Genomic DNA, 22846 nt, shown 5'->3' on the forward strand with positions numbered 1-22846 from the left:
GCTGCTATTGAGAATAAAATATTCGAATGAAAATCAGACTGTTTATATGGATTCTATTACCCTTGATGCTCCTGCAGAGCTTCTCAACGGTATGGCTATGGACAGTCTTCGAGTTGAATCGAGATTATATCGCACGTTACGAATGTATCAATCGTTTTAACGATAATGCGCTTGCCTGTCGAGGCCAGTGTATTTTGATGAAGAAAATGCGCGAACATGAGGAAAAGGAACAAAAAAATCTTGAATTACGTATCATTGATGTTGTTTTTATAAATAATACGCAAGATTTTACGTTTAAAAACACGGCTCTTTATGAAGACACTGTGGAGCGCCTGCTTCCAGTATATAAAGAAGATTATTCCTATAATCCCATCTTTACAATATTTCATCCCCCTTTGGTTTAAATCCAGCTAGTAATTTATTTGAATAAGTAATCGATCGCTGATGATGATTTACAGTGTATGCTAACGCTAGCATCGCTTTAGAATTGCGTTGTCAAAATGCGTTTAGCGATGTCTTGTCAAAGTAATCAATCTTCCGATTAAACTACTTATTCAGTATTTATTTCAAAGAAACCAATATGGTTATTTGGACTACATTGCGATGTGGCTCTGAATCATTATAATGTTGATCGTGGTTAGTAATCTACTTAAAATCAACAGGATGATTTTATTTCGCTACAAAAATATATCCATTTGTCATATAGGATGCCAGCATGATTTATTTAAACCGGGCTTGCGAGTTCACGAAGTAAATCGGAAAGCTTCCTTATACATGAAATATTATAGATGAGAGATTTATTTATAAAAAAAGCGGGTTTTTATATCGCGATTATAGGTCTTCTTGTAGTCGGCTGTACCAAGGCGAAAACAGACTATGAGGCCGAACGAGGAAATACTGTTGAAGAGAATATGGAGTTTAAAGAGGTTACAAGCCTTATTTCTTCAGGGTACAATATTCATATTGAAGCCCCGGGCGGGGTATTGTACCGCGGTTATAATGATATCCGCGTGAAAATCAATAAGCAGCAAAATAATGAACCTGTAGCCGTTTCCGCAGTCAAATTGCTGCCCATCCAAACCAATATGCAAGGAATGAAAATTGTTTGTCCAAACCAGTCCGTAATGGACCATACGTTGGATGGGAGCTACTTTTCGGGTTACAGTGTGTTTACAGATGAAAGTTCTGCAGCAGCAAACTGGAGTTTGGAAATCGATTTTAAAATTGGCGATCAGACTTTCTCTGCTGCACAGCATGTAACTGTAATGCCGCAGACCAATAAAAATCGTAATATAACCACCTTTACCGGGAAAGATGGCGAACACTATTTAATCGCCTTGATTGCTCCTTGGAAACCAAATGTTGCTGAAAATAAACTGGTCGCAGGTATTTATAAATTAGACACTGCGCAATTGTCTTATACAAGAGTCAACGGATACACCTTGCAGTTAGATCCGCGTATGCCAGAACCTTCGATGGGTAACCATTCTTCCCCCAATAATAAGGACTTGGTCCAACAGGCCAACGGATTGTACCAAGGTGTTGTCAATTACACCATGACAGGCAACTGGACGTTGAATTTTATTTTGGTCAACCAAAATGGAAGGGTAATAGCAGGAACTGAGGTACCCAAAGACTTTACACCTGGGGTAGAAGGGCGTAAAAGTGAGTTATACATCGACATTCTATTTTAGAGGCTATGAAGAAAATAAGTGTTATGCTCTTTATGTTGTCTTTGGGATGGAACGTACACGGACAAAACAATCCTATTACGCGCGATACCACGAGACGTCTAGCGGAGGTTACAGTCACCGCAGCTACTAAAAGGAGGATCGAAAACGATCTAAAGATGACAGTCTCCGTGGATGAATATTTGGCTTCTGCAAGTAATATCAGCTTCATCAAACGTGGTGCCTACGCTTGGGAACCCCTACTCAATAATATGAGTAGCGAGCGTTCGATAATTACGATCGACGGGATGCATGTCTTTGGAGCATGTACGGATAAAATGGACCCGATAACCTCTTATGTAGAAAGTAATAATCTTGCTGCCATCGATATTAAATCGGGGCAGGAGGGTAATCTGCATGGCGCTACGGTCGCGGGCAGTATAGATCTAAAAAGAAGGAATACCTCGTTTGGGCTGCAGAAAAAAATTGGCGGAGCCTATCAGACAGGTTTTGAATTCAATAATAAGCAGACGTTCAATCTTGGAAATTTATATTACTCGAGCGACAAATTTGTGGCAGATGGAAGTATTGCCTTCCGGAAGGCTGGAAATTATTATGATGGAAATGACGATGAAGTACGGCATTCGCAATATAATAAATTCAATGCGTCTTTGGGCTTGGCCTATAAAACAAGTCCGCTCTCTGCCGTTAGGGTGGATGCTATTTTTGATCGGGCAAAAGATGTGGGATTTCCAGCTTTACCAATGGACCTATCCTTATCCAGAGCGATCATCACTTCCGCTACATACAAACAGTTGTTTGAAGAGGGCTTGGTAAAAGTATGGGACACCAAAGTTTATTTTAATGCTGTTGAGCACTATATGGATGATACAACCCGTCCGGAGAATTTGGTCCATATGGATATGCCAGGCTGGAGTACGACCTACGGTCTTTTATCTAAAATTAATCTGCAGAAAGATCGTTATTCTTCGGAAATACAGGTAAATGCTTACGATAATCTATCGATAGCTGAGATGCGTATGTATCCGCAAGATCGATCCAAACAGACCATGTTTGCCTATAGCTGGCCATGGGTGACCACACGATTCGCGAGTGTAGCCATTAATAACTCGTTAGATCTTTCTGATATCAGTAGACTTGTCTTTGGGGGTTCATTGGGTTTGAACTATAACTATTCGAAATACGTTGAATTCAACTGGATCTTCCATCCGGGTTCTCCACAGAAGAAAAATAGAATTCTGCCGAGCCTACATGCTAGCTATCAGTTAAATATTGGTCAGTTTGACTTTTCTCTAGGAACAGGGTTTGGGCATCGTGCTCCTTCTGTTTCGGAAGCGTATGGTTACTACATCTATAACAGTTTCGATCGTTATGACTATATCGGAAATCCAAATTTAAAAAATGAAGTTTCTTATGAAGCCAATGCCAGTGCCGGATTTAAGACCGGAAAGCTAAGCATTGGGGCCAAGGCCAATTATTTCTTTATACAAGACTACATTATTGGCCGGATTTTGAGTTTGGGTAGCCCCATGAACTATCAATCGGTAGGCGTAAAAGGCTATACCTCTTTAGATCATGCGACGCTGTTTAATCTGGCACTCAATGCGCAATATCAAATTTTGCCAGGTCTAGATTGGAAAGCTATACTTACCTATGCCAGAGGGCAAGACAATATGGGCGGAAACCTGCCCTTTATACGTCCCTTAAGTTATCAAACATCAGTGCATTACCGATACAAAATGATCGGCGTGCAAACTTCAATGAACGGGGACTTTAGTCAAGTCAATTTTAGTCCTGAATACGGAGAGGACCAAACTGCATCCTATAAGATTTGGAATGTTTCGGCAGATTATAACTTCAATATTGGGAAATTAAATGCCGCGTTTCAGGTCGGTGCGGAGAACCTTTTCAATGAATACTATAGTACCTATGCGGATTGGGGAAATATACCACGCATGGGTAGGAATATCTTTACATCCTTAAAAATCAATTTTTAAATACCTTAGAACTTAAAAATAAAATGAAAAACAATGCAATTAAACTCCTGATGATCTCTTTGGTTATGGTTTCTTGTAGCAAAAGTGAAGACGTCGCTAACAGTGTTAACTTACATTTCAACAATACATTTAAAAATACAACAATTGTGCTGGGTAAGTGCAGATTCCCCAGCTGCCACGACAAATACATCCGCCAGCGGACAACTGTATCAGTTTTCTGAGCTAAAGTATGTAATTAGCAATATCAGACTTATTAAAGCCGACGGGTCTGAGATCCCTTATAATGTAAATGACCTGGATAAAGGGGCTACAGTAATTGATCAGGCGAAAGCAGCAACTTTAAATTATGTACTGAGTAATATACCTGTTGGCGAGTATAAACAGATCAAATTCGGTTTGGGGGTAAAACAGGAAATAAATACGCTGGATCAACTGAGATTCCCAGTTTTCTATGCAACAGCAGGAGCAAATGATACTAAAATGCATTGGGAATGGGGGACAGGTTACCGATTTACGAAATTGGAGGGCTTTTATGGTGTTGATCATAAAGAGTTGTCTATTCACACAGGGAGTACGGTCAACGGTACAAACGGCGATGAATCCACTTATAAACAGGGCGTAGATGCTTACCGGGACATTACCTTGAATTTACCTTCCATAGTTACTGTTGGAAAAAGTATACCACAGATTAACATCAGGGCAGATTTCGATAAGCTCCTAAGCGGTAAAACGAATACCATCACCTTGGGGGCCAATAATGCTACACCTAGTATTCATTCAGCAGTGGAAATGGTGAAGTTTGTTGATAATCTTGGCGGCAACGGAAGCAGCGATACAGCAGGGATGTTCACTGTTGAAGGTGTTTCTAACTAAATATGATGTAAATGGCTATGATCTGGAATGCGATTGTAGCCATTTATGGAAAACACATTAGGCATAAAAGCGAACGGATGCTTTCTGCATCAGACTATTGTGTACATTTTGAATATTCATCAACCCTTGATAAAATTAATAGGATGAAAAAAGTCATCTTAATCCTGACCATTATAGTGATTGCTTTATCCTGTAGTAGGGATGATATTGTTGATTCTAAGCTGGAAGATAACCCTATAGTCACTTTCAACATTCCTGCGGATTTTCCGAGTCTAAACAATGCGTTTAAGAGCAATAAGCCAACAAAATATGGTGTTGAATTGGGGGGAAAGCTGTTTCATGAGAAAAGATTCAGTGGAAATAATACGATATCATGTGCCAGTTGCCATAACCCCGCATTGGCTTTTTCCGATGGAAAAATGCAGGCGGTAGGGATAGATGATCGTGTTGGATTTCGGAATACGCCGCCTTTGCAGAATTTGGCTTTTATGAAATTTTATAATTGGGATGGCAATATACTCGAACTGGAAAAGCAACCTTTAGTTCCAATTATCACGCATGAAGAGATGAACTCTTCTATCTTGGAGGTTATCGGCAAAATTAATGGGGATTTTGACTACAAAGTATTGTTCAAGAAGGCTTTTGGCGATGAGAATATTACACCTGAACGAATTTATAAAAGCATTGGACAATATGAGTATACCCTAATTTCAGCCGACAGTAAATATGACAAGGTAAAACGAGGTGAAGGGGAGCAATTCACTATTGAGGAAGAACGGGGGTATCAGCTGTTTAAATTGAAATGTGAAAGCTGCCATGCATCAGAATTATTTACCGATCAGAGTTTTAGAAATGTCGGGTTTCCGTTAAACAAACATCCAGATGAGGCCGGGCGAGCACGTATCACAGGTATTGATACAGACTATATGGCTTTTCGGGTACCTTCTTTAAGAAATGCGGAGTATACAGCGCCTTATGGAAGTTTTGGGCAGTTCCCAACGTTGAAATCTGTGCTGGATTATTTCGACAAGGGTGTTTTGGATGCAGCTAACCTTGATCCGATTTTGAAAGAAAATGGAAAAAGAATTCCTATGACAGAAGAAGAAAAGGAAGCGATCATCGCTTTTATTAAAACATTAAGTGATCCGAAATTTGTAGGCAAATAATGCTGATTTACGAATAGAAGAGATCAACCAATTGCTTCGTTTCCTTTACATCATGTACGCGGAGAATTTGTACACCTCTTTCGAGAAGTAGCGTATTTAAAGCAGTGGTGCCGTTTAAAGCTTCCTGGGCAGTGATTCCGATTTTTTTATAAATCATGGATTTACGGGATATTCCGCCCAAAATTGGTAATTCAAAGTAATGAAGTTCATTGACACGATAGAGTAACTCATAGTTTTGTTCCACTGTCTTTGCAAAACCAAATCCCGGATCAAGAATAATATCTTTCACCCCCATACTTCTTAGCGTCGCAATGCGGTCACCTAAAAAGGTGGCTACGTCAGTTACAATATCGTTGTAATCGGTTTTTTCCTGCATATTTTCGGGAATACCGCGCATATGCATGAGAATATACGGAACTTGATATTTTGCTACCGTGGCGAACATGTTATCGTCGAGTGTACCTCCCGAAACATCATTTATGATGTGCACTCCCGCATCGATTGCCGCAGCGGCAACGTCTGCCCTAAAGGTATCTATTGATAAAATTGCGTCAGGAAATGCAGTTTTAATCGCCCGAATAGCAGGAAGAGCTCGATCCATTTCCTCCTGTGATGAAATCAATGGAGCACCTGGACGTGAGGAATAGGCGCCAATATCAAGGATTTGAGCACCTTCAAGCAATAGCTTCTTGGCTTTCTCTACCGCAAGTTCGACGGTTGTATTGTCGCCACCATCATAAAATGAATCTGGAGTCACATTGAGTATCCCCATAATAATGGGCTTTTCGAAAGCCATTAAGGTACCATCGACCAGTATGGAATGACAGGGTGAAGGCTGGAATATTTTCATCAGAACAATGCTAGGCTTGGTGAGAAGGGCTTATTTGACAACCAAAACGCCGTCGGCAATAATGCTAATATCTTTTTTAGGTTGAGTAATCTGATCTATTTCAGCCTGTGATTTACCCAGATCCTTTGCCGCATGTTGTAACGACGCTACGGAAACTTCTTTTTTCTTCGCAATACCCTCGACAACAACCGTTTTACCGACAATGTCTGCTGGCATGAAGAAACCATAGTCCTTAAAACGAACGGTAATAGGCTCTTCACCTTCCCGTTGCAACGTCATGAAACAGCCTTTTTTCTTACATACCTCAACGACCTTACCGGCTACCTTTCCGTTGAATGCGTTCTTTTGCGTAAGTTCTTTTTCAAGCTTTGCTACTGAAATCGCATTGGACGCAGAGATTTCTTTCCCATATTTTACACCAGGTTTGGCGCCGGGAATATCCTTTTGCTGTGCCAAAGATATATTGGTAACAGCAAAGGCTAATGCAAAAAATAAAACGATCTTTTTCATGCTATTTTCTAATAAATTCAAATTTACCACTAGGGTCCAGCTTCATGACAGTAGATGATTTCCCATCTGTTGTTACGTTTCTGTCATAGGTAACAATATAGTCTACCCCATCCTTGATGGCATCCGATATTTCGTCAAAATCTTTTGCCGTTGGCTCACCACTGATATTTGCCGAAGTTGAAATGATCGGTTTGCGAAACCGTTGCAAAAGCTGTTCACAAAAAGGGTGTTTGACAATTCGAATGCCAATTGAACCGTCCTCAGCAATTGCATTGGGCGCAAGATTTTTGGCATTCGAATAGACAATTGTCAAGGGTTTTTCTGTATATTCAATAAGTTGATAAGCCACATCCGGGATTTCATTGACATAACTCGCTAATTGATTGTCGTTGTGTAAAAGGACGATCAGACTTTTGGATTTATCTCTTCCTTTTAGTTGGAAAACTTTCTCCACGGCTTCTGGATTGGTGGCATCACAGCCTATCCCCCAAATGGTGTCGGTGGGGTATAGAATTAATCCGCCGTTTTTTAACGTCTCCAAGGCCTTATTCAAATCCTCACGATCTACGAATGCACTCATCTTATCTTTATACTAGTTTTAACTTTATACAGCTACATTATGATCACGTAGTGCGTCATTTAATGAAGTCTTTTTGTCTGTAGACTCTTTACGTTGACCAATGATCAAAGCGCAAGGAACTTGGTATTCCCCCGCTGCAAATTTCTTGGTGTAAGAACCCGGAATAACAACAGAGCGGGCAGGTACATAACCTTTATATTCTACAGGTTCAGGTCCCGTAACGTCGATAATTTTTGTTGAGGCTGTCAATACAACATTGGCACCTAATACAGCCTCTTTTTCTACACGAATGCCTTCTACTACGATCGCTCTTGAACCGATAAAAACATTGTCCTCAATAATAACCGGGGCTGCTTGTACCGGCTCCAATACACCTCCAATTCCGACGCCGCCACTTAAGTGTACATGTTTCCCAATTTGCGCACAAGAGCCAACAGTTGCCCAGGTATCCACCATGGTACCTTCGTCTACATAAGCACCGATATTAACGTAAGAAGGCATCATAATCACTCCTTTAGCCAAATATGCACCTAAACGAGCGGAAGCTCCAGGTACAACACGTACACCTGTGTGCTTGTAGTCTGTTTTTAATTTCATTTTATCATGAAACACAAAAGGACCTGCAGTCATTTCGCGCATATCATTGATTGGAAAATATAAGATGACCGCTTTTTTTATCCAATCATTTACATGCCATCTTGTACCGATCATCTCAGCCACACGGATTTCACCGCTATCCAACTTCATGATAACAGCGCGGATCGCTTCTGTATATTCTTTATACTCCAATAATTGTCTATCTTCCCAAGCTTCCTCAATCAATTTTTTAAGTGGCTCTACCATATTATTTGTTTGCTTATTTGAATTAGTTTATTTTGATGTACAAACTTAGATAAAGTTGCAGTTAAAAGCAACTTTATCCATGGCTCCTTGTGCTTTAAGCATATATTTATAACGGAAATATGTTAATTTACCTGGAAGGGGCCCCGATAGTTTCTGAATATAATTATTTTTGTAAATATGGCTGGAACATCAGAAAAATTGAGAATTGATAAATATTTGTGGTCAATTCGCTTATTTAAGACAAGAACCTTGGCAACAGAGGCCTGTAAGGCTGGACGAGTAAAACTCAAAGGCCAAAATATAAAACCCTCTTATGAAGTTAAGATCGGAGATGTATACCATATCCAAAAGGGAATTGAAAAAAAAGTGGTGCAGGTGACAGGTCTTTTAGACCGTCGTGTTGACGCCAAGACTGCTGTTCAATTCTACGAAGATCAGACGCCTGTAGAAGAAACGGTAGGGTTTAAATCCGTATTTCATGCTCCTGTCCTAAAACGCGATCGCGGTACAGGGCGTCCTACGAAAAAAGACCGTCGTGAGATAGATGATTTACAATCTTCAGAATGGTGGGAGAAAGAAGATGAATAAGCTCAAGATAAGTGCTGTGATAATTGCGGGAGCCCTGTTGGCTATCTCCTGTAAGTCGTATAAAAAATCTGTAAACGTGACAGAGGGCGGATTTGTTTTGGCGATCCATGGTGGAGCGGGGACGATCTTGAAAAAGAATATGACAGATTCGATGGAACAAGCTTATCGGATTGTCTTAGAGCAAGCACTTCGTATAGGCTACCAAAAGTTGCAAGAAGGTAAATCCAGTTTGGATGCCGTCGAATCGGCTATCCATGTGATGGAAGACTCACCTTTGTTTAATGCAGGGAAAGGAGCGGTTTTTACACATGACGGACGCAACGAGCTGGATGCCTCCATTATGGATGGTAAATCCTTGGCTGCGGGCGCAGTTGCAGGAGTGACGACGATCAAAAATCCAATCTCAGCAGCAAAAGCGGTGATGGAACAGTCTGAGCACGTTATGATGGTGGGGAAAGGTGCCGAAGAATTTGCAAGAAAAGTGGGGCTAACCATCGTAGATCCTTCTTATTTTTGGACTAAAGCACGTTGGGATGCTTTGCAGAAAGTGAACAGGGAGGACAGTACGCAAACACAACTAGATCACGATCAAAAACAAAGCTCACGTTTAGGAATCATCAATAAGGATGCTAAATTTGGTACAGTTGGTTGTGTTGCTTTGGATAAAGCAGGTAACCTGGCCGCCGGTACATCTACAGGAGGGATGACAAACAAGAAGTTTGGACGTGTCGGAGATTCGCCAATTATTGGTGCTGGAACGTATGCGAACAATAATACCTGTGCTGTTTCCTGTACTGGATGGGGAGAATATTATATCCGCACCGTGGCTGCATATTCGGTGTCGGCTTTAATGGAATACAAAGGTGAACATGTTGATAAGGCGAGCCGGCAAGTGATCGATCGGATTGGTGAAATGGGCGGAAATGGCGGCCTGATCGCACTGGATAAAAATGGACATGTTGCTATGCCTTTTAATACTGCCGGGATGTACCGGGGTACCGTGACCAAAGACGGTAAGATAACAGTAGAAATTTATAAATAGCCAGCACAGCTGTTTTCATCATCATAATATATCCCAAGGGATCAATATAACATATTAACCCCTTGGGATAAATTTTGTTAACTATTTTTTATTGAACAGCGATTACGGCCTATACTATTTAAATTGCCGTCAGGTATTGTTCAATCTCATCAAATTGGATATCGCCATGGGAAGCATCATATAGACTTTCTTTTCCTTCAACAATCAGTATCTGAGGGGATTGATGTGTTACATTCCAACGTTGGGCAATCTCATTTGATAATGGACGGTAGCGCAAAAGATCTAAAAGATAGATTGCATAATCATGGTCTGACGTCGCAGACATACGCTCAAGACTGCGCTTAGCCATATTGCTGATACCACAAGTCGTGCTATGTTTAAAGATGGCTGCAACTTTATCAGATTGATAAAGCTCCTGTAACTGTTCCTCTGTATTTAATTCTATCCAGTTAATCATATTATAGTTCTGTAAATTTTTTCTGTTCTACTTGTACAAAAGACGAAATAGCGGAGAATATACAACTCTTTTGGTCATTGCTTGTCGAATTGAAGAAACTAGGTAAACGTATACCATCGCCAATCTCCTTATATTTGCTCACTTCATAAGTGTTTTTTTCGCCCTTATCTGTGTATTCGTAACGTACAATCTCACCGGTATTTTGATCAATGTAAAGCAAACCATCCATCTTTGAACCAAAGATAGGGCCTGACGAGCTGATAGTTGCTATCGTTAATTTTTGTCCAGCGCTGAAACTTTCCTTCTGACTTTTTAGCTGCACATTCTTCTGTCCGATCAAGGTGGGTAAAAGTAGTAGATTGAGATCCGAAAATAGCTGGTTTTTAATTGACTTTTTTAGCTCTGGCCCATCTCCAGCTATATTCCCTTCAATAAAGAGTTTATCGGCCCCTGGATTCTTAAAATTAAACAGATAGGTCACCTGATCTGTGGCGCTATAGCCGTCAAATCGACATGCTCCGGTGCTGCGATTGAACAAGAATTTTCGCTCTTCTTTTGACAATTGGTCGGAGATGGTATTTCCCTTTGCTGAGAATGCCAAATATTGCAAAGAATCCCATTTTTCCTGGCCACCAATACTTTGCCAAATCTGCTTGTTTAGACTATCGTCTTGCGCCACTAGATCCAGCTGACAGAATAACGTCAGCATAACGACCAAGAGTACATTCGATAATGTTTTCATAATCCTATTTTTTTAAGAAACAATCATCAAGTAAGCCGTATCAAAATTGATCGGGATAAACTTCATCATTGCGTCATTGTCTATAAAACTATCGATTGTTGTACATCTGATTTACAATACAATCAAAACAATTCAATAACAATTTATTCCAGTGAAAAAATAAAAATCGATTAATAAGATAACTGAATATGTTATTAATCGATTTGTATAAAATATAAGTAACTGAGTAATAAGCTGTGCTCAGTAATACTTTTCATCATTGAATGGTAGGCAAAATTAATACCAAACTAGAATTTTTTGGCAATATGAGCCATTTGTATTGCTGTAATAGCAGCTTCTTCACCTTTGTTGCCATGTTTTCCACCAGCACGATCCAATGCTTGCTGAAGGTTATCAGTAGTTAATACACCAAAAATGGCCGGTTTATTGTATTTGAGCCCTACATTGGCAATGCCATTTGCAACTGCATCGCAGATAAAATCAAAGTGTCTCGTCTCACCCTGAATGACGCAGCCTAAACAAATAACAGCATCAAAATTCTGGTTTCTGAACACAAGATCTGCTCCCGAAATTAATTCGAAACTTCCAGGAACCTCGATGACTTGGATATTTTTTTCTTGAGCGCCATGCTTCTCTAAGCCTGTAATTGCACCATTCAATAATGCACCTGTGATTTCTGCATTCCATTGTGCAACAACGATTGCAAATTTGAATGGACTTGCATCCGCAACCTGAATATGCGAAAAGTCGGATAAATTTTTAATGCTACTTGCCATAATAGGAACAAAGATAGTGATTTTAGATGGTCACAAAAAAAGAGGCTATCAAATAGCCTCTTTTTAGTATATTTTTATAATTATTCTATTATAAATGTGCTTGTACACGGCCTAATAAACCATCAATTGTTGAAGCTTCTTGGCTCTCCGGAAAATCTGTTTTAATCTTTTTGTAAGCTGTCTCTGCACTTTTGTAGTCATTTTGGGCTTCATATACAAGTCCTAGTTTTTTCAAAAAGAGTGGAGTTGTATACGAGTTGCTTGATTTTTCAGAAGCCTGCTTATAGTAGTCTGCAGCTTTTTTGTAGTCTTTTAATTCTGAATAAGCATCACCTGTTAAACCAATTACGAGTGGATCTAGAATTTGACTTCCTGTCGGAGCATATTTTTCAAGCGCTTTTGCAGCTTCATCGAATTTACCTTGACGCAAATACAAACCTCCTAAATATGCGTTTGCAATATTTGCGGATTTTGTATTGGAATATTCGTCCGCAATTTGTTTAAATCCAAGAAATGCACCATCGCCCATGATTGCTTTGCTTTGTAACGAATCAATTGTAGCAAGCTGTTCTGCTTTGTACATACGATTCGAAGCTTCTTCTGCTCTTGGATCTAGATAAAGCTTTTGATAACCAAAATAAAGTAAGATCAATACAACGATACCACCTAAAATGAACACGACACTTTTTTGGTTATCTTGAAAAAAAGATCCTTTTGAAGGTTTGAAACCTTGATTTGTATTATTTGTGTTTTTAGACATTACTAATCAGTAAAATATGGATTGCAAAAATACACTTTTCGAGCAAATTTGCAAGTGTTTTGCAAATTTTAACGTGAATTAACTTTGGTTTTCCGACTCATTCGATAGTTCAATTTCCTTATCTAGCTGTTCGTAGATGGAGTTTTTACTTTTGAATTCAGGTACAATAATTTTCATTTGATAGACAACTTCGTTTTTGTTCTGCGTCGCTAAACGCTGTTGCAATTCTCCGATTTTCATACACACCCTATCATAATTATTTTCTCTGACTTTGGCGATCATGATTTTCTCGTGGTGCGTCGGTAAGGTATTCTCTAAATCATTTAGTAATTCCTCATATAGTTTTTCACCAGGCCTTAATCCCGTGAATTTTATTTCAATATCTTCATTCGGTTTAAATCCCGAAAGGCGAATCATTTTTTTAGCTAGCTCTACTATTTTTACAGATTTACCCATATCAAAGACAAAAATTTCGCCACCTTGTCCCATTGTTCCAGCTTCAAGGACTAGTCGGCATGCTTCGGGAATGGTCATAAAATACCGTGTAATTTCTGGATGAGTAACGGTTACAGGGCCACCTTTCTGAATCTGGTCCCTGAATCGGGGGATAACAGATCCATTGGAGCCTAAGACATTGCCAAAGCGTGTTGTTATAAATTTGGTGTGAACACTTGCCCCCAATGTATTTTCCAAATGATTGTTTAACGATTGTACATAGATTTCTGCGATACGTTTTGTCGCCCCCATGATATTCGTGGGATTTACAGCTTTATCGGTAGAGACAAAGACAAATTTTTCAACCTGAAATTCTACGGCTAAATCCGCCAAATTCTTTGTTCCCATAACATTGGTCTGTACCGCTTCCAAAGGATGGTTTTCCATCATTGGCACATGTTTGTATGCTGCCGCATGATAAACATAGTGCGGCTTGAACGTGTCAAAAAGCAATTGCATCCTTTTTGTACTTCGGACGTCTGCTATATAAGTATGATAGACTTGATTTGGGAATTCATCTTGAAGGTCAAGCTGGAGATTATGTAAGGGGGACTCTGCTTGGTCACAAAGAATAATCATCTGGGGCTCGTATCTTCCCAATTGGGTTGCAATTTCACTTCCGATAGAACCGGCTGCTCCAGTAACAAGGATTCTTTTGCCCTTCGTCTGGCTTAAGATGTGGTCGTCGTTAATCTTGATCGGCTCCCTTTCCAACAAATCTTCAATTTTTATTTTCTGAATCTGATTGGGGTTAAGGTCGCCATTCATGATCTTTTTAACGGGCGGAAGTGTTAAAATATTGACGTTTTTTTCGAGCGCGACATCTGTTATTTCATTTTTGCGGTCCGAAGGGATGTTGTGTGACGCGATGATGACCTCTTCAATATTTAGTGTGTTGATGAGGTGGCTAAACTTTTGAGAAGAGTAAATTTTGGTCCCATCAATTACTTTGTTGATTTTTTGATCATTATCATCCAAGAATCCTACAATAGCATTTTTGGAACGTACATCATGGTCTAAGGTTCTTTTTACAGCAATCCCCAAATCACCAGCTCCGTAGATCAGTGTTTTTTTTCTGGAACCGTTGACTTTTTTGGTGTATAGAAAGAAAATCTTAATAATTGTTCTATATACAGTTAAAATAAGAAAGGAGAATAGGGCAAAGAAGATAATGAGTGCCGTTGGAATGTTGCGCTCGATTTCATTTGCTTGGATAACTAGTTTTATAACGAGGAGAACAAACACACTGAATGTTATCGTTGATAATATACGTATGGAATCGATGGCGCTTGTGTAACGCACGATCCCAGTATACATTTTAAAGAGATAGAACGACAAAGAACATACACCGATAAATAAAATGTAACGAATGCTAAAATCAATATCGAGTAAAAAATCGAAATTAAAATCATAATAAATGACATTTGCGAGGAGATAAGCGACGGATACACTAAAGATGTCCAATAAAAAAATGATCCACCGTGGCACTATATTGACTTTACTGAGCATGGTATTATATCTGATTAATTTAAAACAAATGTAGATAAATTTGTTTCATTCCAAAGCTGTGCCAAACCAAATTTATCTTCGTTTGATAAGATTGATTATTTGTTGTAATTTTAGCTAACGATCAATTTTACAAGATGAATGAGTTAGGAAAGCTTGCGAGTCAGGCTATGATTTCTCCAAAAGAGATGCTGTTTGAGAAGAAAAAGAATGCAAAAAGTTTATTTATTGGCATTCCAAAAGAAATCTCGCTTCAGGAAAAGCGAATTTGCCTGACACCATTAGCGGTTGCATTATTGGTAGAAAATGGGCACGAAGTAATCATTGAGACGGGAGCAGGAGCAGGAGCCAATTTTTTGGATCACCATTATAGTGAGCAGGGAGCCCGTATTGTATCTTCAAGAGAAGAAGTGTACCAAGCGGATCTGATCATCAAGGTAGGCAGCCCTGTAATTAGTGAAGTCAAGCTGATGAAAGAAAGACAGCTTTTATTATCTTCTCAGCAACCTTCACTTATGAACTTGGATGTCTTAAAGGCATTAATGCATAAAAAAATTACCGCAATTTCTTACGAATATTTAAGAGATGAGGGCGGTTGCCTAGCTGTGGTTCGTGCTATGAGTGAAATCGTAGGGGCGACGGCAACTTTAATTGCTGGAGAGTATCTGAGCAATGCATTTGGAGGCAAGGGACTGATGCTCGGCGGCGTTACCGGGGTAGCCTCGACCGAAGTTGTTATTATCGGCGCAGGGACCGTTGGTGAACAAGCTGCTCGGACGGCTTTGGCGCTAGGAGCAGAGGTAAAAGTATTTGATAATTCGATTTATAAACTTAGACGCCTACAAAATAACCTGGGTAGTCGTGTGTTTACATCTGTTATACAACCTATTATTTTAAACAAAGCCGTGATCAGTTCAGACGTTGTTATCGGTGCTTTACGAGCGCTTAATGGACGTTCCGCTTGCGTGATTTCGGAAGAGACCGTTTCTAAAATGAAACCCAATTCCGTTGTTATAGATGTAAGCATTGATCAAGGTGGTAATTTTGAGACTTCGGAGGTGACCTCTCACGATAAACCTATCTTTCGGAAATTTGATGTTATTCACTATTGTGTTCCTAATATAGCGTCTCGGGTAGCGCGAACAGCCACCTATGCCATGAGCAATATCTTCACTTCGATTTTGCTCGATTTCGCTGAACTCGGGGGATTGAAAAATGCCATTTGGAAGAACCCTGGTATTCGAAGTTCCATTTATTTGTATCAAGGTAATCTGACGAATATAGATATGGCCTCCAGGTTTAATATGACAGCAAAGGATTTAGATTTATTAGTCGTCTCTTCGTTATAAATTCTAAGCGTATCCAGCTGCTTCTTGATCTACTCCATGCAGATGTTGCATGTAAAATGGAAGGATATTTCTAGTAAATATAATTTTGCGATCTTTTTTAAATGTTATTTAAATGAAAAAAGTTTTTATGATTTTATGTTCCTTGATCTCGCTTGTTAAAGCGCAGGAGGCAATCAACCTTTATGCAGATTCTATTCCAAATGCGACTGATAAAGAGCAGGTAAATTTAGAAAAGAACGTCCCCAAGCTATTTGCCTATACAGCAGATAAAAGTGTCGATAAAAATATCGCCGTACTGGTTATTCCTGGGGGCGGGTATGCTCATATCGCAATGGATCATGAGGGACATGCCGTTGCTAAAGAGTTGGTGAAAAATGGGTATTCGGCATATGTTTTGCAATATCGATTGCCTTCGCCGAATATCATGCGTGACAAATCTATAGGGCCTCTTCAGGACGCGCAGCGGGCAATGCAATTGATCAGAACCCTGCACCCCGGACTTCGAAAGGTGGGGGTTATCGGATTTTCCGCAGGCGGACATTTGGCTTCCACTTTAATAACGAAGTTTAAGAAAGACTATATAGTGAATCCTTCACATGTATCCCTAAGACCTGATTTTGCTGGATTAATTTATCCTGTAATCTCTATGCAAAATGATATCACACACAAAGGTTCGCGTATAAATCTCATCGGAGAAAACCCTTCAGAAGACCAAATCAACCTTTTTTCTTCCAATTTGCAGGTATCTCCTGAAGTTTGTCCGGTTTTCTTTGTACATGCCAAAGACGATACAGCTGTACCGATAGAAAACAGTTATAGAATGATTGCTGCTCTGGACAAGTCAAAAGTACCCAACAAGCTTTATACCTTTGAGCAAGGGGGACACGGTTTTGGATTAATTAACAAAACTTCGGATAAGTTATGGTTTGACGCATTTTTATCTTGGCTTGATACACAGGACTAAGCTATGCAATTAATGGTCAAAAGAGATCCAGTGGGATATTGTTAGGTCAACAGCCTGTTGTTTTTGTGGAATTATTTGCGATGTAATAATCGCATGTAAGTTAATCTCATTATTGCTGACGACGATTTCATAATAAAAACCTCTGAATCGGACATCTTTCACAAAAAAAGTAGACTGCTCAGCAGGACTGATTGAGATCCATTCTTGATGTATCGCGATTGGTTTTTCGCTTGCTATGCCTAAATTTTGAGCTTGCTCAACCTGTAATATATTGCTTTTTGCCAATAATTGGGCAGTATAAGGGTGCGATGGATTGCTGTACAACACATGTGGGTTGTTTTGATCCAGGATTTTGCCAGATTTCATCACAATAAGATTATCTGCCAGGGCAAGTACTTCCGTCGGATCGTGTGAAACTAAAATGACGGTTAGCCCGGTTTCTTTAACAATATCCTTGATGTCCTGTTGTAAGGTATCCCTAAAAGAGGCATCGACCTGATTGAATGGTTCATCCATAAGTAAGACTTCAGGCTCGTTGATTAGTGCACGACAGATTGCGACGCGTTGTTTTTCTCCGCCACTGATGTCGGCTACTCTTTTTTTAGCGAGGTGATCAATCCGTAGACGTTGTAATATTTCCGCAGTTTTGTCTTGTTTGCGTTTGATATCTGTGTTTGGCAATTGGGAAGCAACATTATCCCATACATTGGCATACGTATTCAAATCGTCAAAGCCTTGCGAGACTAATTTCATGGCATCATGTCCGGGGATCAGCTTGTCCTTGCGCGTCGGGACCTGCCAACCTTTATAGCGCACAATGCCACCAGTTGGTTCCAAAAGACCGTATATAAGTCTAAGCAAGGTACTTTTTCCACTACCAGATTCACCAATGATCGCTGTTATTTTTCCTTCGTCGATATCGAAAGAACTATTTTCAACAGCAAACTGCATATTGTTCTCATGAAAGGAAAAGCTCAAGTGTTCGGCATGTATAGCCGCTAATCCGGGCACATGGATATCAGTTGGAATATATTGACAAGAGGATGAATGAGCCATAGTAGGGAGTCGAAAAAAAGGTAGTTAACGAATAGAAATTTGACGTGTTGTTGCATCTAGGATGCTAATATGTATCTCTTTTGCTTCTTCAGGAAGTAAGTTGGGGATTTTCTCCGGCCACTCAACAAAGCAATAAGCACCGGAATAGAAATATTCCTCATAACCAAAATCGAATGCCTCCTGTTCATCTTTAATGCGGTAAAAATCAAAGTGATATACGGGGCCAGCTGGAGACTCATATTCATTAACAATGGAGAATGTTGGACTAGATGTACTATCTTGTACATTCAATTGTTTACACAGGTGTTTTACAAAAGTTGTCTTTCCTGCTCCCATGGAACCATATAATAGAAAAATCCGGTCCTTTGGAAAACTATTTAAAAGTGTCTGAGCCGCTTGAGATAGATCTGCTGTGGTATTTACAATAATTTCCATGTTGCAAAATTACTATTTCGGTAGGTATGTCGCAAAGGGGATAATCATTTCTTCCAGCGATATTCCACCATGTTGGAATGTTCCATTAAAGTAATTGACAAATTGATTGTAGTTGTTAGGGTAAACAAAATACGAATCTTCTTTGGCAAAAACGTATGTTGAACTTACATGAAGTTTAGGCAGCTGTGCCTCGTGGGGATTTTTGATAGCAAAAACATCTTTGTCAATATAGTTCAGGTTTTTCCCTTGCTTATATCTCAAATTTGTATTTGTGTTGCGGTCACCAACTATTTTACTTGGTTTTTTTACCCGGATCGTGCCGTGGTCGGTTGTAATGATCACACGAACTTTCTTTTGAGAGAGCCATTTTATAACCTCTAATAAAGGTGAGTGTTCAAACCATGACAATGTAAGCGAGCGATATGCCGCTTCATCGTTTGCTAATTCACGAATCATAGAGCTGTCTGTACGTGCGTGAGAAAGCATGTCAACAAAGTTATACACCAATACATTCAGTTGATTGTGCATCAAATTACCAAGATTGTCTAACACATCCTTTCCTTGTTCCAGGGTCAAAATTTTCGTGTAGGAGTGTTTTATGGACTTGCGGTAAAGTCGTTTGATCTGATCTTCCAAAAATTTATCCTCATATAAATTCTTGCCGCCTTCATCTTCATCGTTTTGCCATAATTTCGGAAAGCGTTTTTCCATTTCCAGTGGAGTTAAGCCACTAAAGATGGCATTTCTAGCATATTGTGTTGCTGTTGGTAAAATACTGTAATAGGTTATCTCCTCCTCAAGTCTAAAATAATCGGTAATGACCTCATTGATAATTTTCCATTGATCGAAACGCAAATTGTCTATTAGAAAGAAAAATGTCGGAATATGATCTTCTATGGTCGGAAATACCTTCTTCTTAAATAGCTGGTGGGATAGAATGGGCGCGTTTTCGGGACGATTAATCCATTGTATATAGTTGTTTTCAATAAATTTTGAGAATTGCATGTTTGCTTCGGATTTTTGCATCGTCAGAATTTCATGCATATTGTTATCTTCAAGCTTTTCGAGAGACAATTCCCAGTAGACCAATTTTTTGTAGACTTCTGACCATTGATTGAAATCCAAATTGTCATTTAGAATCATCCCTAAATTGCGGAAGTCTTGTTGATAGGCCATGGATGTTTTCTCATTGACAAGACGCTTGTTCTCCGTTAATTTTTTAATTGTCATCAAGATCTGCTTGGGGTTGACCGGCTTGATCAGATAATCATCTATTTTGGAGCCGATGGCATCTTCCATGACATGTTCTTCTTCGTTTTTTGTAACCAGAACAACAGGGACAGTAGGGTTGATCGATTTGAGTATAGCAAGTGTTTCGAGCCCGGTTAGCCCAGGCATATTTTCGTCTAGGAAAACGAGGTGGAAAAAACCATTCTTAAAGGCTTCAACGGCATCATTTCCATTGTTGACCGTGTCAACTTTGTAACCTTTGCTTTCTAAAAATAATATGTGTGGTTTTAGAAAGTCAATCTCATCGTCAGCCCAAAGGATATGTGTTTTTTGCATCTTGTTATTATATGTCTATTAGTAGAGGGGAGGATCGGATTTTCGATCTCATGCTAACATAAGCAAATATCGTGCTTTAGATTTTATTTTTAACATTTCTTAACGGTGAACTAACTATCTTTGTTTTAAGTTTATACTAGTGTTACCCAAGGCTTCGTAATTAAAGCGCTCGGTTTCATAATTTATAGTGTTGATGATCGTATTAATTTGTCGCCACGTTGAACAAAAATAAAATTATTAATGATCCGGTATATGGATTTGTCGCTATTCCTACAGGATTGGTCTTCGACTTAGTGCAACATCCTTATTTTCAAAGGCTCCGCTATATTAAGCAGGTGAGCATGACGCATCTTGTCTATCCCGGAGCTTTACATACTCGTTTTCAGCACGCCATAGGGGCGATGCATTTGATGTCAATGGCTTTGGAAACTTTGCGGAGTAAAGGTGTCATCATTTCTGCGGATGAAGAGGAGGCTGTTCTTTCGGCAATTTTACTGCATGATATCGGTCATGGTCCTTTTTCCCATTCTTTGGAGCATAGTTTGATTGAAGGAGTTTCACATGAGTTATTGTCCTCCCTGTTGATGGATCGTATCAACCAGGATTTGGACGGAAGGTTAAGCTTGGCAATTACAATCTTTAACAATAAATATGAACGCAGATTTCTCCATCAATTGGTGTCGAGCCAATTGGACGTTGATCGAATGGATTACCTCAATAGAGATAGTTTTTTTACCGGTGTATCGGAAGGCGTGATCTCATTTGATCGTATCATAAAAATGCTCAATGTCGTGGCGGATGAAATCGTGGTGGAATATAAAGGGCTGTATTCTGTGGAGAAATTCCTGATTGCACGACGGCTCATGTATTGGCAAGTCTATTTACATAAGACCGTTATCGGTGCTGAACAATTATTGATTAAAATTCTGCAGCGGGCAAAATATTTAACGGCTACTGGTCATAAGCTCTTTTCTACCCCGGCTTTTCATTGGTTTTTAAGCCAGCAGGTCAACAAAACTAATTTTTTGGATGATCCGTTACATTTGGATTGGTTTACTCGTTTAGATGATACGGATATTATGTCTGCGATAAAAACATGGGAACATCATGAGGATTCTATTTTAAGTACAATGTGCCAGCGCGTTATGAAACGTAATCTATATCGCTCTGTCATGAGCAATAAACCATTCTCGCCAGCATATGTAGATTTAGTGAAATCGAAAGTACAAGCTGAGCTGGGTGTGGCTCAGGAGGATATTCATTATTATGTATTTATGCAGGAAATTCAAAACCGTGCCTATAATTCTTCCAAGGATCAAATAAAAATATTATTGAAATCCGGTGAGCTCGTGGATATAACAGAGGCTTCTGATCTAGGGAATTTAGAAGCACTATCGAAAAATGTGGCTAAATACGCCTTATGTTATCCAAAAGAGGTGGGATATGTTGCAATTACTTCCATCAAGTAGTTATTTTTTAATAAAAAAACATAGATTTGTACCATGCAATTTACTGCTCAACAAATAGGGACATTATTAGAAGGACGGATTGAAGGAAATCCAGAAGTTACTGTAGGTAACCTTGCCAAAATTGAGGAAGGTAAAAAAGGCGATCTTTCTTTTTTGTCAAATCCAAAATATGAGCATTTTATTTATACTACTGACGCCTCGATTGTAATTGTGAATGAAGATTTACAATTGACCCAAGCAACTAAGCCGACTTTAACGATCATACGGGTGAAGAATGCATATGCTGCTTTCTCTACTATTCTGAATATGTATAATGAGTTCCGTCTTGACAAAAGCGGACGTGAGGAGCCTCATTTTATACATACTGAAGCGGAGATCGGCCAAGGAGGTTATATCGGTGCATTTGTATATATTGGACGCGGAGCTTCCATTGGAGATAACGTGAAAATTTACCCACAGGTCTATATTGGCGATAAAGTAACGATTGGAGATAATACAACACTCTATCCAGGGGTGAAGATTTATCATGATTGTAAGATTGGGAAAAATGTCGTCGTACATTCTGGTGTTGTGATCGGATCGGATGGATTTGGATTTGCACCACAAGAAGACGGAACATATAAAAAAGTACCTCAGATTGGTTATGTGCAAGTGGAGGATAATGTTGAGATCGGCGCCAATACAGTAATCGATAGAGCAACAATGGGTGCTACAATCGTGCGTGATGGTGTTAAGTTGGATAATTTGATTCAAATTGCACATAATGTTGATATTGGAAAGAATACTGTGATCGCAGCGCAAACAGGTATTTCTGGTAGCTCAAAAATTGGAGAACATGTGGTTTTAGGAGGCCAGGTTGGGGTTGTTGGTCATATTGTTGTTGCAAAGGGCTCTCAAATCCAGGCGCAATCAGGAGTGAATAGATCGATTAAAGAAGAAGGTAAAAAGTGGGGCGGTACACCGGTGATGCCTTATCAGCCCCAATTGCGTTCTAATGTGATTTTTGCACGCCTCCCTGAGTTGGAAAAACGAATCCAAGAGTTAGAAAAGTTAGTAGAAAAAAAATTGAAATAATTATTTTTCATTGAAAATAAACTGTTCTTTAATGGTGATGAAATAAGCATTCCAGGC

General features: G+C 39.4%; 23 protein-coding genes. 11 read left to right on the top strand and 12 right to left on the bottom strand.

Annotated features, from left to right (window positions below):
- Positions 1–26 precede the first annotated feature (26 nt).
- From B4Z47_RS11205 to B4Z47_RS11225, 5 genes are all read left to right on the top strand, one after another.
- Positions 27–404, top strand: coding sequence for a hypothetical protein (locus tag B4Z47_RS11205; RefSeq protein ID WP_075990767.1), 378 nt, complete (start codon positions 27–29; stop codon positions 402–404).
- 384 nt (positions 405–788) lie between these two features.
- Positions 789–1694 carry a hypothetical protein gene (locus B4Z47_RS11210; protein ID WP_070561728.1) on the top strand — a complete coding sequence of 302 codons (906 nt, stop codon included), beginning with the start codon at positions 789–791 and terminating at the stop codon, positions 1692–1694.
- A gap of 5 nt (positions 1695–1699) precedes the next feature.
- The gene (locus B4Z47_RS11215) at positions 1700–3688 is read left to right on the top strand and encodes a TonB-dependent receptor plug domain-containing protein (RefSeq protein ID WP_070561726.1); all 1989 of its coding nucleotides are present in this window, start codon (positions 1700–1702) and stop codon (positions 3686–3688) included.
- A gap of 144 nt (positions 3689–3832) precedes the next feature.
- Positions 3833–4561, top strand: a complete 729-nt coding sequence (locus B4Z47_RS11220) for an MbnP family protein (RefSeq protein WP_286727358.1) — start codon at positions 3833–3835, stop codon at positions 4559–4561.
- A gap of 143 nt (positions 4562–4704) precedes the next feature.
- On the top strand, positions 4705–5727 hold the full coding sequence (locus B4Z47_RS11225; protein ID WP_070561808.1) for a cytochrome-c peroxidase: 1023 nt from the start codon (positions 4705–4707) through the stop codon (positions 5725–5727).
- 7 nt (positions 5728–5734) lie between these two features.
- On the opposite strand, the gene folP is transcribed toward B4Z47_RS11225, so the two are convergent.
- Genes folP through B4Z47_RS11245 form a run of 4 tightly spaced genes read right to left on the bottom strand, consistent with a single transcriptional unit; the run spans position 5735 to position 8510 of the window.
- A complete protein-coding gene (gene folP, locus B4Z47_RS11230; protein ID WP_070561722.1) occupies positions 5735–6577 on the bottom strand; it encodes a dihydropteroate synthase in 843 nt (280 codons plus the stop codon).
- Between the two features lie 30 nt (positions 6578–6607).
- A complete protein-coding gene (locus tag B4Z47_RS11235) occupies positions 6608–7087 on the bottom strand; it encodes a DUF4920 domain-containing protein (protein ID WP_070561720.1) in 480 nt (159 codons plus the stop codon).
- Position 7088: 1 nt separating this feature from the next.
- On the bottom strand, positions 7089–7667 hold the full coding sequence (locus B4Z47_RS11240) for an L-threonylcarbamoyladenylate synthase (RefSeq protein WP_070561718.1): 579 nt from the start codon (positions 7665–7667) through the stop codon (positions 7089–7091).
- Positions 7668–7691: 24 nt separating this feature from the next.
- A complete protein-coding gene (locus B4Z47_RS11245) occupies positions 7692–8510 on the bottom strand; it encodes a 2,3,4,5-tetrahydropyridine-2,6-dicarboxylate N-succinyltransferase (RefSeq protein ID WP_070561716.1) in 819 nt (272 codons plus the stop codon).
- A 177-nt stretch (positions 8511–8687) separates the two neighbouring features.
- Between B4Z47_RS11245 and B4Z47_RS11250 the strand changes: the two genes are divergently transcribed.
- The gene (locus B4Z47_RS11250; protein ID WP_070561714.1) at positions 8688–9098 is read left to right on the top strand and encodes an RNA-binding S4 domain-containing protein; all 411 of its coding nucleotides are present in this window, start codon (positions 8688–8690) and stop codon (positions 9096–9098) included.
- A complete protein-coding gene (locus tag B4Z47_RS11255) occupies positions 9091–10140 on the top strand; it encodes an isoaspartyl peptidase/L-asparaginase family protein (protein ID WP_083295785.1) in 1050 nt (349 codons plus the stop codon). The genes B4Z47_RS11250 and B4Z47_RS11255 overlap by 8 nt, the downstream gene beginning before the upstream one ends.
- A 118-nt stretch (positions 10141–10258) precedes the next feature.
- Here the strand turns inward: B4Z47_RS11255 and ytxJ are convergent, their stop codons facing one another.
- From ytxJ to B4Z47_RS11280, 5 genes are all read right to left on the bottom strand, one after another.
- A complete protein-coding gene (ytxJ, locus tag B4Z47_RS11260) occupies positions 10259–10597 on the bottom strand; it encodes a bacillithiol system redox-active protein YtxJ (protein ID WP_197084070.1) in 339 nt (112 codons plus the stop codon).
- 1 nt (position 10598) lies between these two features.
- Positions 10599–11339 (bottom strand): hypothetical protein, encoded by a 741-nt coding sequence (locus B4Z47_RS11265; RefSeq protein ID WP_070561712.1) that lies wholly within the window; start codon positions 11337–11339, stop codon positions 10599–10601.
- Between the two features lie 287 nt (positions 11340–11626).
- Positions 11627–12115: a 6,7-dimethyl-8-ribityllumazine synthase gene (ribH, locus tag B4Z47_RS11270; protein WP_070561710.1), complete on the bottom strand. Its 489-nt coding sequence runs from the start codon at positions 12113–12115 to the stop codon at positions 11627–11629.
- Positions 12116–12203: 88 nt separating this feature from the next.
- The gene (locus B4Z47_RS11275; RefSeq protein ID WP_046674761.1) at positions 12204–12875 is read right to left on the bottom strand and encodes a tetratricopeptide repeat protein; all 672 of its coding nucleotides are present in this window, start codon (positions 12873–12875) and stop codon (positions 12204–12206) included.
- 78 nt (positions 12876–12953) lie between these two features.
- Positions 12954–14879, bottom strand: coding sequence for a polysaccharide biosynthesis protein (locus tag B4Z47_RS11280; RefSeq protein WP_070561708.1), 1926 nt, complete (start codon positions 14877–14879; stop codon positions 12954–12956).
- Positions 14880–15013: 134 nt separating this feature from the next.
- Between B4Z47_RS11280 and B4Z47_RS11285 the strand changes: the two genes are divergently transcribed.
- Together B4Z47_RS11285 and B4Z47_RS11290 are read left to right on the top strand one after the other, a co-directional pair.
- Entirely contained in the window at positions 15014–16225 is a 1212-nt protein-coding gene (locus B4Z47_RS11285) for an alanine dehydrogenase (protein WP_070561706.1), read from the top strand.
- Between the two features lie 112 nt (positions 16226–16337).
- The gene (locus B4Z47_RS11290; protein ID WP_070561704.1) at positions 16338–17189 is read left to right on the top strand and encodes an alpha/beta hydrolase; all 852 of its coding nucleotides are present in this window, start codon (positions 16338–16340) and stop codon (positions 17187–17189) included.
- 9 nt (positions 17190–17198) lie between these two features.
- Here B4Z47_RS11290 and B4Z47_RS11295 read toward each other — a convergent pair whose 3' ends face one another.
- The 3 genes from B4Z47_RS11295 to B4Z47_RS11305 are packed head-to-tail and all read right to left on the bottom strand — an operon-like array spanning position 17199 to position 20246.
- On the bottom strand, positions 17199–18245 hold the full coding sequence (locus tag B4Z47_RS11295) for an ABC transporter ATP-binding protein (protein ID WP_070561701.1): 1047 nt from the start codon (positions 18243–18245) through the stop codon (positions 17199–17201).
- A 24-nt stretch (positions 18246–18269) separates the two neighbouring features.
- Positions 18270–18680 (bottom strand): tRNA (adenosine(37)-N6)-threonylcarbamoyltransferase complex ATPase subunit type 1 TsaE, encoded by a 411-nt coding sequence (gene tsaE / locus B4Z47_RS11300; RefSeq protein WP_070561699.1) that lies wholly within the window; start codon positions 18678–18680, stop codon positions 18270–18272.
- 12 nt (positions 18681–18692) lie between these two features.
- Positions 18693–20246, bottom strand: a complete 1554-nt coding sequence (locus tag B4Z47_RS11305) for a bifunctional response regulator/alkaline phosphatase family protein (protein WP_070561696.1) — start codon at positions 20244–20246, stop codon at positions 18693–18695.
- Between the two features lie 218 nt (positions 20247–20464).
- Here B4Z47_RS11305 and B4Z47_RS11310 point away from each other — a divergent pair, with 218 nt between their 5' ends.
- A complete protein-coding gene (locus B4Z47_RS11310) occupies positions 20465–21715 on the top strand; it encodes an HD domain-containing protein (protein ID WP_070561694.1) in 1251 nt (416 codons plus the stop codon).
- A 33-nt stretch (positions 21716–21748) separates the two neighbouring features.
- On the top strand, positions 21749–22789 hold the full coding sequence (gene lpxD / locus B4Z47_RS11315) for a UDP-3-O-(3-hydroxymyristoyl)glucosamine N-acyltransferase (RefSeq protein WP_046674769.1): 1041 nt from the start codon (positions 21749–21751) through the stop codon (positions 22787–22789).
- Positions 22790–22846 lie beyond the last annotated feature (57 nt).

The sequence above is a fragment of the Sphingobacterium sp. UBA2610 genome (assembly GCF_002339225.1).
Classification (GTDB): domain Bacteria; phylum Bacteroidota; class Bacteroidia; order Sphingobacteriales; family Sphingobacteriaceae; genus Sphingobacterium; species Sphingobacterium multivorum.

Bases quoted from the DNA above. Each gene is read 5' to 3' on its own strand.
- B4Z47_RS11205 (WP_075990767.1), top strand. From the start codon at position 27: ATGAAAATCAGACTGTTTATATGGATTCTATTACCCTTGATGCTCCTG.
- B4Z47_RS11210 (WP_070561728.1), top strand. From the start codon at position 789: ATGAGAGATTTATTTATAAAAAAAGCGGGTTTTTATATCGCGATTATA.
- B4Z47_RS11215 (WP_070561726.1), top strand. From the start codon at position 1,700: ATGAAGAAAATAAGTGTTATGCTCTTTATGTTGTCTTTGGGATGGAAC.
- B4Z47_RS11225 (WP_070561808.1), top strand. From the start codon at position 4,705: ATGAAAAAAGTCATCTTAATCCTGACCATTATAGTGATTGCTTTATCC.
- folP (WP_070561722.1), bottom strand. From the start codon at position 6,577: ATGAAAATATTCCAGCCTTCACCCTGTCATTCCATACTGGTCGATGGT.
- B4Z47_RS11235 (WP_070561720.1), bottom strand. From the start codon at position 7,087: ATGAAAAAGATCGTTTTATTTTTTGCATTAGCCTTTGCTGTTACCAAT.
- B4Z47_RS11240 (WP_070561718.1), bottom strand. From the start codon at position 7,667: ATGAGTGCATTCGTAGATCGTGAGGATTTGAATAAGGCCTTGGAGACG.
- B4Z47_RS11245 (WP_070561716.1), bottom strand. From the start codon at position 8,510: ATGGTAGAGCCACTTAAAAAATTGATTGAGGAAGCTTGGGAAGATAGA.
- B4Z47_RS11250 (WP_070561714.1), top strand. From the start codon at position 8,688: ATGGCTGGAACATCAGAAAAATTGAGAATTGATAAATATTTGTGGTCA.
- B4Z47_RS11255 (WP_083295785.1), top strand. From the start codon at position 9,091: ATGAATAAGCTCAAGATAAGTGCTGTGATAATTGCGGGAGCCCTGTTG.
- ytxJ (WP_197084070.1), bottom strand. From the start codon at position 10,597: ATGATTAACTGGATAGAATTAAATACAGAGGAACAGTTACAGGAGCTT.
- B4Z47_RS11265 (WP_070561712.1), bottom strand. From the start codon at position 11,339: ATGAAAACATTATCGAATGTACTCTTGGTCGTTATGCTGACGTTATTC.
- ribH (WP_070561710.1), bottom strand. From the start codon at position 12,115: ATGGCAAGTAGCATTAAAAATTTATCCGACTTTTCGCATATTCAGGTT.
- B4Z47_RS11275 (WP_046674761.1), bottom strand. From the start codon at position 12,875: ATGTCTAAAAACACAAATAATACAAATCAAGGTTTCAAACCTTCAAAA.
- B4Z47_RS11280 (WP_070561708.1), bottom strand. From the start codon at position 14,879: ATGCTCAGTAAAGTCAATATAGTGCCACGGTGGATCATTTTTTTATTG.
- B4Z47_RS11285 (WP_070561706.1), top strand. From the start codon at position 15,014: ATGAATGAGTTAGGAAAGCTTGCGAGTCAGGCTATGATTTCTCCAAAA.
- B4Z47_RS11290 (WP_070561704.1), top strand. From the start codon at position 16,338: ATGAAAAAAGTTTTTATGATTTTATGTTCCTTGATCTCGCTTGTTAAA.
- B4Z47_RS11295 (WP_070561701.1), bottom strand. From the start codon at position 18,245: ATGGCTCATTCATCCTCTTGTCAATATATTCCAACTGATATCCATGTG.
- tsaE (WP_070561699.1), bottom strand. From the start codon at position 18,680: ATGGAAATTATTGTAAATACCACAGCAGATCTATCTCAAGCGGCTCAG.
- B4Z47_RS11305 (WP_070561696.1), bottom strand. From the start codon at position 20,246: ATGCAAAAAACACATATCCTTTGGGCTGACGATGAGATTGACTTTCTA.
- lpxD (WP_046674769.1), top strand. From the start codon at position 21,749: ATGCAATTTACTGCTCAACAAATAGGGACATTATTAGAAGGACGGATT.